This window comes from Nocardiopsis sp. KDC1DS13DA1 (assembly GCF_055632325.1).
The window spans coordinates 14,848-28,640 of sequence record NZ_JBVMUY010000032.1; the positions used below are offsets into that span (position 1 = coordinate 14,848).

Genomic DNA, 13,793 nt, shown 5'->3' on the forward strand with positions numbered 1-13,793 from the left:
TTGCGCGGAACGGGGCGAGCCGCGGGCGGGTGACGAGCGGCAGGCTCCGCCGAGGATGCGGGATCCCCGGCCTTCCGGGCACCCGGACACGGGCCGAGGCGAAGCGGAGGCTCGAGGCAGGCACGGCTCAGGGCCGTCTGTCGGCCAGGCGCAGGAGCGCCTCCGCCAGATCCTCGCCCCCCTGGGGGTCGCGCGAGATCACCAGGATGGTGTCGTCCCCGGCGATGGTGCCCAGGATGGCGTGGAAGTCGGTGTGGTCGATCGCCGAGGCCAGGAACTGGGCGGCCCCGGGCGGGGTGCGGACGATGACCATGTTGGCGGAGGCCTCGGCCGACACCAGCAGGTCCTCGGCCAGCCGGGTCAGGCGGGCGCCGGAGGCCTCCGACAGGTCGAGCGTGTCGGGGCGGGTGCGTTGCAGGCGCTCGCCGCCCTCACCCGGCAGCACGTAGGCCAGGTGGCCGTCGGCGGTGCGGAGCTTGACCGCGCCGAGTTCGTCCAGGTCCCGGGAGAGGGTGGCCTGGGTGACCTGGACCCCCGCCGCGGCCAGGCGCTTGGCCAGATCACCCTGGGACCGGACGTCCTCGCGGGTGAGGACGTCGGTGATCCGGGCGTGCCGGGCCGCCTTGGTCATCGGCGCCGTACCGCCGTCGTTGGTCATCGGCGCTCGCCCCCCGTACCCGTACCGGGCTCCAGGAGGAAGGCGAGGAGGGCCTTCTGGGCGTGGAGGCGGTTCTCCGCCTCGTCCCACACCACGCTCTGGGGGCCGTCGATGACCTCGGCGGCGATCTCCTTGCCGCGGTAGGCGGGCAGGCAGTGCAGGACGATCGCCTCGGGGTGCGCGACGGACAGGAGGCCGGTGTCGACGATGTAGGGGCGGAAGGGAGCCTCACGGTCACCCGCCTCGTCCTCCTGGCCCATGGAGACCCAGGTGTCGGTGGCCAGGACGTCGGCGCCGTCGGCCGCCTCGCGGGGGTCGGTGGTGACGGTGACCGAACCGCCCGTGCCCTCGGCGATCTCGGCGGCGCGGGCGAGGACGGCGGGGTCGGGGTGGTAGCCCTCGGGCGCTCCGACCCGTACGTGGAGACCGGCTGTGGCGCCGCCCAGCAGGTAGGAGTGGGACATGTTGTTGGCGCCGTCGCCGAGGTAGGCGAGGGTGCGGCCGGCCAGGGTGCCCTTGTGTTCGCGGACGGTCTGGAGGTCGGCGAGGATCTGGCAGGGGTGGAACCCGTCCGTGAGGGAGTTGACCACGGGAACCGAGCTGGACCGGGCGAGGGCCTCGAGGTCGGCCTGGGCGAAGGTCCGCCAGACGACGGCGGCCACCTGGCGCTCCAGGACGCGGGCGGTGTCCGCCAGGGGTTCGCCGCGGCCCATCTGGGTGGTGGCGGTGTCCACGACCAGCGGTGTGCCGCCGAGGTCGGCGACACCGACGCTGAAGGACAGCCGGGTCCGGGTGGAGGGCTTGTCGAAGAGGAGCGCGACGGTGCGCGGCCCGGCGAGCGGGCGGTGGCCGAAGCGGTCCTTCTTCATGGCGTCGGCGAGGTCGAGCACCCGGGCCTGTTCGGCCGGGGAGAGGTCGTCGTCGCGCAGGAAGTGCCGGTTCATGACTGGTTCTCCTTGGTGGCGGCGGCCTCGGCGGCGTCGAGGACGGTCGGCAGCGCCTCGATGAAGACGCCGATCTGCTCGGGCGTGATGACGAGGGGCGGGGCGAGGCGGATGGTCTCGGGGCCCACGGCGTTGACGAGGAACCCGCGGACGGCGGCCTGGTCCTGGACGTGGGCGGCGACGGGAGCGGTCAGGCTGAGGGCCCGCCAGAGTCCGCTGCCGCGCTGTCCCTCCAGGAGCGGGTGGTCGATCGCGTCGAGCTGCTCGGCGAGCAGGTCGCCCATGACGGCGGTGTGGGCGAGCAGGCCCTCGCTCTCGACGGTGTCGAGGACAGCCAGGGCGGCGGCGCACGCCACGGGGTTGCCGCCGAACGTGGAGCCGTGGTCGCCCTTGTGGAAGGCGTCGGCGTAGTCACCGAAACCGACACAGGCGCCGATGGGCAGCCCTCCGCCCAGCCCCTTGGCCAGGGTGAGCACGTCGGGGCGCACCCCCGCCTCCTGGTGGGCGAACCACCGGCCGGTGCGGCCGATGCCGCTCTGGATCTCGTCGAGGACGAAGGCGGCACCGGTCTCGTCGCACACCGCGCGCACGCCCGAGAGGTAGCCCTCGGGCGCTGGAACGACCCCGGCCTCGCCCTGGGTGGGTTCGGTGAACACGGCGACGCACCCCGGGTCGACGGCCTCGGTGAGGGCGTCGATGTCGCCGTGGGGGACGAAGCGCACGTCCATGCCGTAGGGGCCGAAGGGCTCGCGGATGGAGTCCTTGCCGGTCAGGGCGAGGGCGCCGGAGGTGCGGCCGTGGAAACCCCGGGTGGCGGCCACGAAGTAGTGACGGCCCGGGCCCGCCGCGCGCTTGACGAGTTTGAGGGCCGCCTCGTTGGCCTCGGTGCCGGAGTTGGCGAAGAAGACCTTGGCGTCGCCGCCGAGGAGGGCGACGAGCCGTTCGGCGAGCTCGACCTCGCGCTCGTGGACGAACAGGTTGCTCGTGTGGGCGAGCGTGGCCGCCTGGTGGGCCACGGCCTTGACGAGGGCCGGGTGGCCGTGGCCGAGGCTGGAGACCGCGATCCCGGCGATGAGGTCGAGGTACTGGCGCCCGTCGGCGTCGTAGACCTCGCAGCCGCGGCCGAGGGTGAGGGCGATGGGGGGAACACCGTAGTTGGGCATGAGCGCGGCGGAGAACCGCTCGCGCAGGTCGGCGCCGCTGGTCACTTCGTGCCTCCTGTGCTGTGGATGGTGGTGTCGGTGGGGCGCCAGGGGCGCGGGTGGTGGCCGTTCCCGGCGAGCAGGGCGGCTTCGAGTTCCTCGTCGGCGACCATGGTGCCCACGCCCTGGTCGGTGAAGACCTCCAGCAGGAGCGAGTGCGGGACCCGGCCGTCGATGATGTGCGCCTGGGGCACACCGCCCTCGACCGCGTGCAGGCAGGCCTCCATCTTGGGCAGCATGCCCGACGACAGGGTCGGCAGGAGCGAACGCAGCTCGTCGACGTTGAGGCGGCTGATCAGCTCGGTGTTGTCGGGGTAGTCGGCGAACAGGCCCTCGACGTCGGTGAGCATGATGAGCTTGCTGGCGCCCAGGGCGACGGCCAGGGCGGAGGCCGCGGTGTCGGCGTTGACGTTGTAGACGCCCCCGTCGTCGGCGCGGGCGACGCTGGAGACCACGGGGATGCGGCCGTCGGCGATGAGTGCGGCGACGGCGCCGGGGTCGACCGCGGTCACCTCGCCGACGCGGCCGATGTCCACGGGCTCACCGTCGACGGTGACGGTCTTGCGCTCGGCCGTGAGGAGGTTGGCGTCCTCCCCGGACAGGCCGACGGCGAAGGGGCCGTGCTGGTTGACGAGGCCGACGATCTCGCGGTTGACCTGGCCGGTGAGGACCATGCGCACGATGTTCATGGCCTCGTCGGTGGTCACGCGCAGCCCGGCGGTGAAGGTGGACTCCACACCCGCCCGGTCGAGTTCGGCGCTGATCTGGGGTCCGCCGCCGTGGACGACGACAGGGCGCAGACCGGCGTAGTGCAGGAACACGATCGACTCGGCGAAGCGGACCCGCAGCTCCTCGCTGACCATGGCGTTGCCGCCGTACTTGACCACGACGGTGCGGCCGTGGAAGCGGGAGAGCCACGGCAGCGCCTCGATGAGGTTGGCGGCCTTGTCGATGGCACGCGCCTGGTCGTCCATGGGCTCTCCGGTGGCGGGGCGCTCGGCGCCGGGGTTCGGTCGCTGGTGGGGTGGGCGGGAGATCATGTGGGTGTTCCGTGGTCGGTGGTGGGGACGTCGGTGCTCTCGGTGCCGGTGTCGGTGCCGACCTGGGCGGCCAGGTCCGCGCAGACCTCGGCGAGCAGCGCGGCGAAGGCGTCCCGGTCGGGGCGGACGCCGCTGGCGCCGCTGGCCATGAGCAGCGCGGCGTCGTTGGTGGCGGTCAAGGGGGCGAAGCACTTCGCCATGGCCGGGGCCAGCAGTTCGCGGCACTGGTCGGCGGTCAGGTCCGCGTCGGTGGTGAGGACGCACTGGACGGTGGACACGGAGGGGTCGGGGCCCTTGGCCATCGCTCCGACGGTGTAACCGTCGCCGCGCCGGAAGACGATCTTGGCGACGGTGTCGGTGGTGCGGATCGCGTCGGCGGCGGCCAGCCCACCGCCGCGGCTCACCTCGCCGACCGCGGCGGTGACGCCGTCGCGCAGGGCGTCCAGCGGCGGACGCACCTCGGCGGGGCCGCTGGAGTACACCACGATCTCGGCCGCGGAGTCGGACAGGGCGTCGGCGGCGTGTTCGGCGACGGCGTGCACGTCCTGGAAGCCGAGGGGGCCGGTGCCCGCGTTGGCGCCGTCGGAGTTGAGGACGACGGCGCGCACGCGCCCGCCCGCGGCGACCTGCGCGGACCACAGGACCGGCGCGGCGCGGTCGGCTCCGCCGGTGAACACTGCTCCGGCCGCGCGGGAGGGACCGTCGTTGACGACGACGGCGACGTCCCGGGCTCCGCTGGCGGACAGGCCCGCGGCGACTCCCGCGGCGCGGAAGCCCCGGGGTGCGGTGACACTCACGGTGTGCCTTCCTGGTTAGGGGGCGACCGCGGTGAGCGGCAGGCCGGTGGTCTCGGGGAGGCCGAGGGCGAGGTTGGTGCTCTGGACGGCGCCGCCCGCGGTGCCCTTGGTGAGGTTGTCCAGGGCGGCGACCGCGACCATGCGGTTCGCGTCGGGGTCCACGGTCACCTGGACGAGCGTGGTGTTGGCCGCGAGGGTCATGGCGGTGCTGGGCCAGGTGCCCTCGGGCAGGAGGGTGGTGAAGGGCTCGTCGGCGTAGCTGGTCTCGTAGGCCGCGCGGACCTGCGCGGCGGTCACCCCGGGCCGCAGGGGGGCGGTGCAGGTGGCGAGGATGCCGCGCGGCAGGGGCGCGAGCACCGGGGTGAAGGACAGGCGGACGGGTTCGCCGGTCACGGAGGTCAGGTTCTGGACGATCTCGGGGTTGTGGCGGTGGGCGCCGCCGACACCGTAGGGGCTCAGGGCGCCCATGATCTCGCTGCCGACGAGGTGCGGCTTGGGTGCCTTGCCCGCGCCCGAGGTGCCGGTGACGGCGACCACGGTGAGGTCGGGCTCGACGAGCTGTTCCGCCAGACCGGGGAAGAGGGCGAGGGTGGCGACGGTGACGTGGCAGCCGGGCACGGCCACCCGCCGGGCTCCGGAGAGCCGTTCCCGCTGCCCGGGCAGTTCCGGGAGACCGTAGGGCCAGGTACCCGCGTGCGGTGTGCCGTAGAAACGCTCCCAGGCGGCGGCGTCGTTCAGCCGGAAGTCGGCGCCGCAGTCGACGACCAGGACGTCGTCGCCCAGCCGCTGGGCGATGTCGGCCGACTGGCCGTGCGGCAGGGCGAGGTAGACGACGTCGTGGCCGCGCAGTTCCTCCACCGTGGTGGGGGCCAGGACGCGGTCGGCGAGCGGACGCAGGTGCGGCTGGTGCTCGATGAGGGGGGATCCGGCGTTGCCTCCGGCGGTCAGGGCACCGATCTCGATCTCCGGGTGGCCGAGCAGCAGGCGCAGCAGTTCGCCTCCCGCGTATCCGCTGGCTCCGGCGATCGCGGCGGTGTATCCCATGGTGCTCCCCCATTCGAAGCTGACTGAACTATCATGCACGCCTCTGCAAGTTTATGCAACCATACACGGCAGGGCCCCGGCTGGAACGGCCGGGGCCCTGCCTGGATCCGGGGTTCAGCGACCGGCGATACGGGTGGCCAGTCCGGCGAACCGGGAGGTGTGGGCGCGCTCCTCGGGGGTGCGGGACTCACGGCGGTCGGCCGTGCGGTACAGACCGTAGATGACCTGCGTACCCACCCAGCGCAGGGGTTCGGGCTCCCAACCGCGAACCTGGTGGCCCACCCACGGCAGGCGGGTCAGGTCGGTGTTCCGGCCGAGGACGAGGTCGCGCAGGGTCCGCCCGGCGAGGTTGCTGGTGGCCACGCCGCTGCCCACGTAGCCGCCCGCCCAGCCGAGGCCGCTCTCGGGGTCCAGGTGCACGGTCGGGCACCAGTCGCGCGGCACGCCCAGCACCCCGGACCAGGCGTGCTCGACCGGCACGTCGGCCACGTCGGGGAACATGCGCGTGAGGGCGCGCCAGAGCTCGGCGATCGCCTGCGGTTGGGTGGCCCCTTCGCGGTCCTGGGCGGAGCCGAACCGGTAGGGCACGCCCCGGCCGCCGATGGCGATGCGGTCGTCGGCGGTGCGCTGGGCGTAGACGTAGGAGTGCGCGGTGTCGCCCAGGACCTCGCGCCCGTTCCAGCCGATCTTCTCCCACAGGGCGGGGGCGATCGGCTCGGTGGCGATCATCGAGGAGTTCATCGGCAGCCACTCGCGGCGCTGGCCGCGCAGGGTCGAGGTGAACCCCTCGGTGGCGCGGATGACATGGTCCGCGTACACGGTGCCGTGGTCGGTGACGGCGGCGGGACGGCCGGTGTCGCGGCGGGGGCGGATCTCCTCCACCGAGGTGCCCTCGAAGATGTCCACGCCCAGGGACTCGACCACGCGGGCCAGGCCGGTGACCAGTTTGGCGGGCTGGACGCGGGCGGCGTGCGGGGAGTAGGCGGAGGCGACGGCGCCCTGGACGGCCAGCCGGGGCTCGTGCTCGGGCTCCAGCAGGTGGACGTCGTCGGGCCAGTAACCCCACTCCTGGAGGTACTCGATCTCCTCGACCAGGCGCTCGCGCTGGGCGGCGTTGGTGGCGACCAGACGCATACCGCCCTTGACGATGTCGGCCTCGATCCCCTCGGCCTCGGTGACGGAGGCGACCTCGTCGACGGTGGCCATCATCGCGCGCTGCAGGGCGATCATGGCGGACTTGCCGTGTGACTGCGCGTAACGTTCGCGGGAACCGGCGAACTCCGCCGACAGCCACCCTCCGTTACGCCCGGAGGCTCCGAAGCCGGCGAACTCGCGCTCGACGATCGCGACACGCAGGTCCGGCTGGGCCTTCTTGAGGTAGTAGGCGGTCCACAGCCCGGTGTAACCTGCGCCGACGACACAGACGTCGTAGTCCGCGTCGCCGGGCAGGGCCGCCCTGCGCTCGGGCAGTCCGGACTCGCGGAACCAGAACGAGACGGCGCCGTTACAGAAGCGCGAGGATCGGGGAATCGGCCTCATCTGCGCGGCTGTGGTGAAAAGTCTCATCATTCCCCCCGGAACCTCATCGCCCACGGCGCACCCCGCGTGGAACCCCAGAACTCCCGCCAACCTACACGGGAACGGCGGCCCGTGGGATGTTTTCGACACGTTCGGGCGGATCAGAGCGGGAACGCCAGAGGGAAACGACTACGCAGCGTCCGAACCGGAAGGACCGTCAGTGGCATGCGCTGTCACGGAGAGTACGCGCCAGGAAGGCCAGTTGTCGAACTCCGTCGGCGCCGAGCGGTTCCAGGACGTGCTCGCGGAGGCGTTCGACGTGCTTGACGCGCACCTGGTCGATGAAGGCCAGACCGGCGTCGGTGAGGGTCGCGTACACGACCCTGCGGTCGGAGTCGCAGGCCGCCCGTTCCAGGTACCCCTCGCGCTCCAGCCGGTCGGCGAGCTTGGTGAAACCGCCGGTGCTCAGACTCACCTCACGCGCGAGCCGGCTCATCGGCAACCGGTGTCCGGGTGTGCGCTGGAGGCGGATGAGGACCTCGAACCAGGGCCCCGCCATATCCCTGCCGTCCGGCGTCACACCGCCCAGCAGTTTGGGCTGGAGGGCGTTCATCGCCTCGTGGAGCAGCCCCCAGGCGGTGATGAGATCGTCGTCGCTGGGCGCTCCTGCGCTCGCACCGGCCGGGCCGCCGGCCGTCCGTGTCGCCATGTCCCGCTCCCCCGTCGTCCGAGGGTGGAGGCTCACGCTTCTCACCCTCAAGAAATATCTTCCCAGAAAATATTACTCGATGGCTGAGATCCGGGCCAACGCACCATCGCCACCTCACCCGAGGCGTGACGATACGGATCGGATCGGACGTTCCGGAAGGAGGCGCACCGGGCGCGGAGGGGGACGCCGGGAGGGGTCGTCCTCGATCGTGTCCCTGCCGTGCCCCGGAGAACGGCAGGGACACGATCGTTCAGTGCCTCGCGGCCACCGCGTCCAGCGCGGCCGTGAGAGTGGAGACCAGGTGGTCGATCTGCTCCCACGTGATGACGAGAGGCGGTGAGACGAGCAGCGCCCGGGGCACCGGCCGCAGGATGACACCGCGGGAGCGCGCCTCGGCGAACACCTCCGCCGTGGTGATCCCCCGACCGGTGAGCGCCTCCTCCGTGAGTTCCACGGCACCCATGACACCCACACCCGAACGGACCTCGGCGACCAGCGGGTGGTCGGCCAGGCCGCGCAACGCGCTGTCGAGGTGGCGCTCGACCTCCAGTGAGACCGTGAACAGGTCCTCGCGTTCCAGGATGTCCAGGTTGGCCATGGCGGCGGCACAGCAGGCGGGGTGCCCGGCGTAGGTGGTGCCGTGCATGAACGGGTTGCCCGGCTCGTTCCAGAAGGGATCGGCGATCCGTCCGCTGACCACCACCCCGCCGAGGGGCAGGTACCCGCTGGAGACGCCCTTGGCGAACACGATCATGTCCGGGCTGACGCCGAAGCGCTCGATGCCGAACCAGTTACCCATCCGGCCGAAGCCGCAGATGACGCTGTCGACGACGAACAGCACGCCGTACCTGCGACAGACGCTCGCCACCTCGGCGAAGTAACCCTCCGGCGGCGCGAACACGCCTCCGGCGCCGATGACCGGCTCGGCGAAGAAGGCCGCCACCCGGTCCGGACCCACGCGCAGGATCTCGGCCTCCAGCGCGGCCGCGGAGTCGTGCGTGACCACGGAGGTGTCCTCGACGAGCGGCCCGTAGCCGGTGCGGAAGCGCTCCATCCCGATGATGCTGGTCCCGAAGCCGTGCAGCCCGTGGTAGCCGCCGGTGCGGCTGATCAGGTGGGTGCGCTGCGGCTGCCCGAGAACCCCCCAGTAACGGCGGGCCAGCTTGGCGGCGGTGTCGATCGACTCGCCTCCCCCGCAGGTCAGGATGACCTTCGGGTCGTCGACCGGCGCGTGGGCTGCCAGTCGTTCGCTCAGGTCCCGGGCGGGCCGGTTGGTGAAGTCCCCGTAGACGGTGTAGGCCTCCAGGGTGCTGATCTGTCGGTGGACCGCGTCCGCGATCTCGGTGCGGCCGTGCCCGACGTTGCAGTACCAGAGGCTGGACGTGCCGTCCAGGTACCGGTCGCCGGACGCGTCCCAGAGCCACACACCCTCCGCGCGCTCCACGACGAACTCCGGGCCAGCGGCCACGGTGTTCATGTCGCAGAAGGTGTGCCAGAGGCGGCTGGGTTCCCTGTGTTCCTTGGGGATGAGCGCGGACGAGACAACCGTTTCGGTCATATGGCGACCTCCGAGCCGAGTCATGCGCGTGAGCGCAGCGGAAAACTCAGGTTGAACCGACCCACACTTGGGCGCCCAGAGTGTGTCAGGTGCTTGCAGGCTAAGTTCTCCACCCGCCGGTGAGCAAGAGCCAAAACGATCCTTCATGCCCCGAAACCCAAACTTCATGCGGGCTACCCTGAGCAACCATCACCAAAACCCGCTCTACGCAGGAAAAACGGGGCGAAAATCAGTTCAGATACGGCCTCTGGGCAACGATGGTTTCACCACGCCCGGGTTGCCGGGTTCACGTGTGCGGCATCCCCGTGACATGACGGCGGCGGGGCCGGTCTTCCCCTCTCGGGAGACCGGCCCCGCCGTGTCCGCTTCGGGCCCGTCGCCTGTCTCCTGGAGCGATGGCCCCAGGGGTGTCGTTCGGACGCCGCCAGGGTTGTGCACGACGAGACAAGCCGCCAGCGAGGAACGGGCGTCAGGCGCCGTCGAGGATGAGGAATCCCCGGCGGCGTCCGGACACGGTCCTCAGCGAAGCGGAGGACCACAGAGGACACTGCCTACGCGCGCGGGGTCGCCCCCGTACGCTCGGCCGCCTCGGCGACCGCGGCGTCGCGCGCGGCGGTGGTCTCCTCGGCGGTCAGCGTGCGGTCGTCGGCACGGAACCGCAGGGTGAAGGCGACCGACTTGCGTCCCTCCCCGACCTGCTCACCCGTGTAGACGTCGAACAGGCGGACGCTCTCCAACAGGGCGCCCGCGCCCGTGGCCAGGGCGTCGCTGACCGCTCCGGCCGGGACCGCCTCGTCCACGACGAGGGCGACGTCCTGCGTGGCCACCGGGTAGGTGGACACCTCGGGCGCGATGGTCTCGGCACGGGCCCGCTCGATGCGGTCGAGGTCGACCTCGACGGCGGCGGTGCGCTCGGGCAGGGAGAACGCCTTGACCGTACGCGGGTGCAGCTCACCGGCGTGGCCCACGAGCACGCGCCCACCGTCCACCCGCACGTAGAGCGCGGCGCAGCGGCCGGGGTGCCAGGGGGCGTGCTGGTCCGCCTCGACCTCCAAGCCGACCCCGGCGACCCGGGCGACGTCCCGCGCCGCCTGGATCGCGTCGGCCCAGGAGGCCGACCGGCCCTGCCCCCACCAGCCCGCGCGCTCGGCGTCGCCCGACAGGACCGCACCGACCCGGCGCGGCTGCTCGGGCAGGGCGGCGTCGATCTGGCGGAGCTCCTCGGCGCTGGGCCCCCGGTCGACGGGCAGCAGCGGCGCGCGGGTCGATCCGGGCCGGGGGCGGTAGACCAGGCCCATCTCGAAGAGCGCGACGTCGGGGAAGCCGCGGCCCACGTTGCGGGCCAGGGCCTTGAACAGGCCCGGGAGCAGCGTGGTGCGCAGCAGCGGTTCCTCGTCGTTGAGGGGGTTGGCCAGGCGCAGGCTCAGCCTGCGGGCGTCGTCGTCCTCCAGCTGGAGCCCGGCGAGGTCGCGCTCACCCACGAAGGGGTAGCTGAGCACCTCGTTGTACCCGGTGGCGGCCAGGGTCCGCCCGACCGCGCGGCGCAGCCGCTGGCTGGTGGTCAGCCCGCGCCCGGAGGGGGCCCGCGGCGGGATCGAGGGGATGTTCTCGTAGCCCTCGAACCGGATGACCTCCTCGGCCAGGTCGTTGGGGTCGGTCAGGTCGGGCCGCCAGGTGGGCGGGGTGACCGCCAGGGTGTCGCCGTCGGCCTCGACCGCGCAGCCCACGAGGCTCAGCCACCGCTCCGTGGCGTGCGCGGCGTAGTCGACTCCGGCGACGGCCCCCGCGTGGGCGGCGCTGATCCGGATCGGCTCGCGGGGCGCGGCCTGGTCGACGTGGGTGTAGGCGCCCTCGACGGTGGCGCCGCCCAGCTCGGCGAGGAGTTCGACCGCGCGGGTGGCGGCGACCGGCTGCACGGCGGAGTCGATGCCGCGCTCGAAGCGCCGCGAGGACTCCGAGGACAGCTGGTGGCGGCGCGAGGTACGGGCGATGTGCATCGCCTCGAAGTGCGCGGCCTCCACCAGGACCTCGGTGGTGGTCAGGGAGATCTCCGTGGACAGCCCGCCCATGACGCCCGCGATGTTGACCGGCCCGGTCGGGTCGGCGATGACGATGTCGTCGGGGTCCAGGGCGCGCTGGACGTGGTCCAGGGTCTCCAGCTTCTCCCCCTGCGCCGCGGGGCGCACGGCCAGCGCGCCCCTGATCCGGCCTCGGTCCCAGGCGTGCAGCGGCTGGCCGAGTTCGAGCATCACGTAGTTGGTGACGTCGACCGCGAGGGAGATCGGACGCACACCGCTCTGGTGCAGCCGTCGGCGCATCCACACGGGGGTGGGCGCCTGCGGGTCGAAACCGGTGGCGCCGCGCAGGACGTAGCGGTCGCACACCTTCGGGTCGACCTCGGCCGGGTGGCCCTCCCCGGTGGGAGCGGTGACCTCGACGGCGGCGGGGTCGCGAAAGTCCACCCCGTACAGGGCGGCGGCGTCGCGGGCCACACCGCGCATGGACAGGGCGTAGCCGCGGTCCGGGGTGACGGCGATGTCGAGGACGTCCTCGCGCAGGCCGAGCGGACCGATGGCGTCCGTGCCGACCTCCCCGAAGCCCTCGGGCAGGACGATGATGCCGTCGGGGTCCTCCCACAGCCCGAGTTCGGGGGTGGAGCAGATCATGCCCGCCGACATGCGGCCGTAGGTCTTGCGGGCGCCGATGCGGAAGCCGCCGGGCAGCTCCGCCCCGGGCAGGGACACCACGACGAGGTCGCCCTGGACGAAGTTGCGGGCGCCGCAGACGATCTCCTGCGGTTCACCGGTGCCGTTGGCCTGTCCGACGTCCACCCGGCAGAAGCGGATGGGCTTCTTGAAGCCGGTGAGCTCCTCGATCTCCAGCACGCGGCCGAAGACGATCGGGCCGCTGAGGTCGGAGCCGAGTTCGTCGACGGTCTCGACCTCCAGTCCGGCCAGGGTCAGCTTGGCGGCGAGGTCGCGGGCGGTGACGTCGGACGGCAGGTCGACGTACTCCCGCAGCCAGGTCATGGGGACGCGCATCAGTTCTCACTCCCGAACGCCGAGGTGAAGCGAACGTCGCCCTCGACCATGTCGTGCATGTCGCGCACCCCGTGCGCGAACATCAGTGTCCGTTCGATTCCCAGGCCGAAGGCCCACCCGCTGTAGACCTCGGGGTCCACCCCGGCGGCGGTGAGCACGCGCGGGTTGACCACACCGCAGCCGCCGATCTCGATCCAGCCCTCGCTGGAGCAGGTGCGGCACGGGGCCTCGGGGTCTCCCACGGACGCGCCGCGGCACGCGAAGCACTCCATGTCCACCTCGGCGGACGGCTCGGTGAAGGGGAAGTAGGAGGCGCGGAACCGGGTCCGCAGTCCCTCGCCGAACATGCCGTGCACGAAGGCGTCGATGGCACCGCGCAGGTGGGCCAGGGTGATGCCCCTGTCCACGACCAGGCCCTCCAGCTGGTGGAAGACCGGGCTGTGCGTGGCGTCGAGCTCGTCGGTGCGGAAGGTCTTGCCGGGCGCCACCACGTAGACCGGCAGCTCGCGCGAGAGCAGGGCGCGCACCTGGACCGGGGAGGTGTGGGTGCGCATGACCAGGCCGGTCTCGCCTCCGTCGGGGCTCTCGACGAAGAACGTGTCCTGCATGGTGCGGGCCGGGTGGTCGGGCAGGAAGTTGAGGGCGTCGAAGTTGAACCACTCCGCCTCGATCTCCGGCCCCTCGGCGACCTCGAAGCCCATGCCGACGAAGATGTCGGCCATCCGCTCGGCGACGGTGGTCAGCGGGTGCCGGGCCCCGCGCGGCGCGCGGTCCCAGGGCAGGGTGACGTCGACCCGCTCCTCGACCAGGACGCGCTCGTCGCGCTCGGCCTCCAGGACCGTCTGGCGGGCCTTGAGCGCCTGGCCGACGTCGCGGCGGGCGCCGCCGACGCGCTTGCCCGCGTCGGCCTTGGCGGCCGGGGGCAGCGCGCCGATCTCCCGGTTGGCCAGTGCCAGCGGGGAACGGTCGGAGGCGTGCGCGAGACGGACCTCCTTGAGTTCGGCGAGGTCTCCGGCGGCCTCGATGGCGGCCAGAGCCTCCTCACGCATGCGGGCGACCTCGTCGGGGTGCAGCGGGGTCACCTCGACGGGGTCGAAGGAATTGTTCGGTGCAGACATGGTTGGTTGCCTCGCCGCCGGACCCCGCGACGGGGGCGGGCGGCAGTCACGGTCCGCCCTCAGGGGCGGACGAAGCCGACAGGACGAGCACAGGCGGGTTGCGGGCGGCCCGGGTGACGGGTCCACCGCCGCGGCCCGGGCACGCTGGAACGCCCACCGGGGCC

The 13,793-nt window shown here is 72.4% G+C and carries 11 protein-coding genes; all 11 read right to left on the bottom strand.

Going from position 1 to position 13,793, the window contains the following annotated elements; translation table 11 throughout:
- Window positions 1–127 precede the first annotated feature (127 nt).
- Complete coding sequence (locus ACTVAJ_RS21130; protein ID WP_470389949.1) at window positions 128–658, bottom strand: arginine repressor; 531 nt, start codon at window positions 656–658, stop codon at window positions 128–130.
- Complete coding sequence (gene argF, locus ACTVAJ_RS21135; RefSeq protein ID WP_470389950.1) at window positions 655–1,602, bottom strand: ornithine carbamoyltransferase; 948 nt, start codon at window positions 1,600–1,602, stop codon at window positions 655–657. Before argF ends, ACTVAJ_RS21130 begins: the two co-directional genes overlap by 4 nt.
- Complete coding sequence (locus ACTVAJ_RS21140) at window positions 1,599–2,810, bottom strand: acetylornithine transaminase (RefSeq protein WP_470389951.1); 1,212 nt, start codon at window positions 2,808–2,810, stop codon at window positions 1,599–1,601. The genes argF and ACTVAJ_RS21140 overlap by 4 nt, the downstream gene beginning before the upstream one ends.
- On the bottom strand, window positions 2,807–3,844 hold the full coding sequence (gene argB / locus ACTVAJ_RS21145; RefSeq protein ID WP_470389952.1) for an acetylglutamate kinase: 1,038 nt from the start codon (window positions 3,842–3,844) through the stop codon (window positions 2,807–2,809). Before argB ends, ACTVAJ_RS21140 begins: the two co-directional genes overlap by 4 nt.
- Window positions 3,841–4,641 (bottom strand): bifunctional ornithine acetyltransferase/N-acetylglutamate synthase, encoded by an 801-nt coding sequence (locus tag ACTVAJ_RS21150; protein WP_470389953.1) that lies wholly within the window; start codon window positions 4,639–4,641, stop codon window positions 3,841–3,843. Before ACTVAJ_RS21150 ends, argB begins: the two co-directional genes overlap by 4 nt.
- 15 nt (window positions 4,642–4,656) lie before the next feature.
- On the bottom strand, window positions 4,657–5,685 hold the full coding sequence (argC, locus tag ACTVAJ_RS21155) for an N-acetyl-gamma-glutamyl-phosphate reductase (protein ID WP_470389954.1): 1,029 nt from the start codon (window positions 5,683–5,685) through the stop codon (window positions 4,657–4,659).
- A 114-nt stretch (window positions 5,686–5,799) separates the two neighbouring features.
- Window positions 5,800–7,224, bottom strand: a complete 1,425-nt coding sequence (locus tag ACTVAJ_RS21160) for an NAD(P)/FAD-dependent oxidoreductase (protein ID WP_470389955.1) — start codon at window positions 7,222–7,224, stop codon at window positions 5,800–5,802.
- Between the two features lie 196 nt (window positions 7,225–7,420).
- Window positions 7,421–7,912, bottom strand: a complete 492-nt coding sequence (locus tag ACTVAJ_RS21165; RefSeq protein WP_470389956.1) for a MarR family winged helix-turn-helix transcriptional regulator — start codon at window positions 7,910–7,912, stop codon at window positions 7,421–7,423.
- A gap of 250 nt (window positions 7,913–8,162) precedes the next feature.
- Complete coding sequence (locus ACTVAJ_RS21170) at window positions 8,163–9,389, bottom strand: aminotransferase family protein (protein WP_470390025.1); 1,227 nt, start codon at window positions 9,387–9,389, stop codon at window positions 8,163–8,165.
- 632 nt (window positions 9,390–10,021) lie between these two features.
- Window positions 10,022–12,511, bottom strand: coding sequence for a phenylalanine--tRNA ligase subunit beta (gene pheT, locus ACTVAJ_RS21175; protein WP_470389957.1), 2,490 nt, complete (start codon window positions 12,509–12,511; stop codon window positions 10,022–10,024).
- Window positions 12,511–13,629, bottom strand: coding sequence for a phenylalanine--tRNA ligase subunit alpha (gene pheS / locus ACTVAJ_RS21180; RefSeq protein ID WP_470389958.1), 1,119 nt, complete (start codon window positions 13,627–13,629; stop codon window positions 12,511–12,513). The genes pheT and pheS overlap by 1 nt, the downstream gene beginning before the upstream one ends.
- Window positions 13,630–13,793 lie beyond the last annotated feature (164 nt).

Bases quoted from the DNA above. Each gene is read 5' to 3' on its own strand.
- argC (WP_470389954.1), bottom strand. From the start codon at position 5,685: ATGGGATACACCGCCGCGATCGCCGGAGCCAGCGGATACGCGGGAGGC.
- ACTVAJ_RS21130 (WP_470389949.1), bottom strand. From the start codon at position 658: ATGACCAACGACGGCGGTACGGCGCCGATGACCAAGGCGGCCCGGCAC.
- pheT (WP_470389957.1), bottom strand. From the start codon at position 12,511: ATGCGCGTCCCCATGACCTGGCTGCGGGAGTACGTCGACCTGCCGTCC.
- ACTVAJ_RS21160 (WP_470389955.1), bottom strand. From the start codon at position 7,224: ATGAGGCCGATTCCCCGATCCTCGCGCTTCTGTAACGGCGCCGTCTCG.
- ACTVAJ_RS21170 (WP_470390025.1), bottom strand. From the start codon at position 9,389: ATGAACACCGTGGCCGCTGGCCCGGAGTTCGTCGTGGAGCGCGCGGAG.
- argF (WP_470389950.1), bottom strand. From the start codon at position 1,602: ATGAACCGGCACTTCCTGCGCGACGACGACCTCTCCCCGGCCGAACAG.
- ACTVAJ_RS21165 (WP_470389956.1), bottom strand. From the start codon at position 7,912: ATGGCGACACGGACGGCCGGCGGCCCGGCCGGTGCGAGCGCAGGAGCG.
- pheS (WP_470389958.1), bottom strand. From the start codon at position 13,629: ATGTCTGCACCGAACAATTCCTTCGACCCCGTCGAGGTGACCCCGCTG.
- argB (WP_470389952.1), bottom strand. From the start codon at position 3,844: ATGATCTCCCGCCCACCCCACCAGCGACCGAACCCCGGCGCCGAGCGC.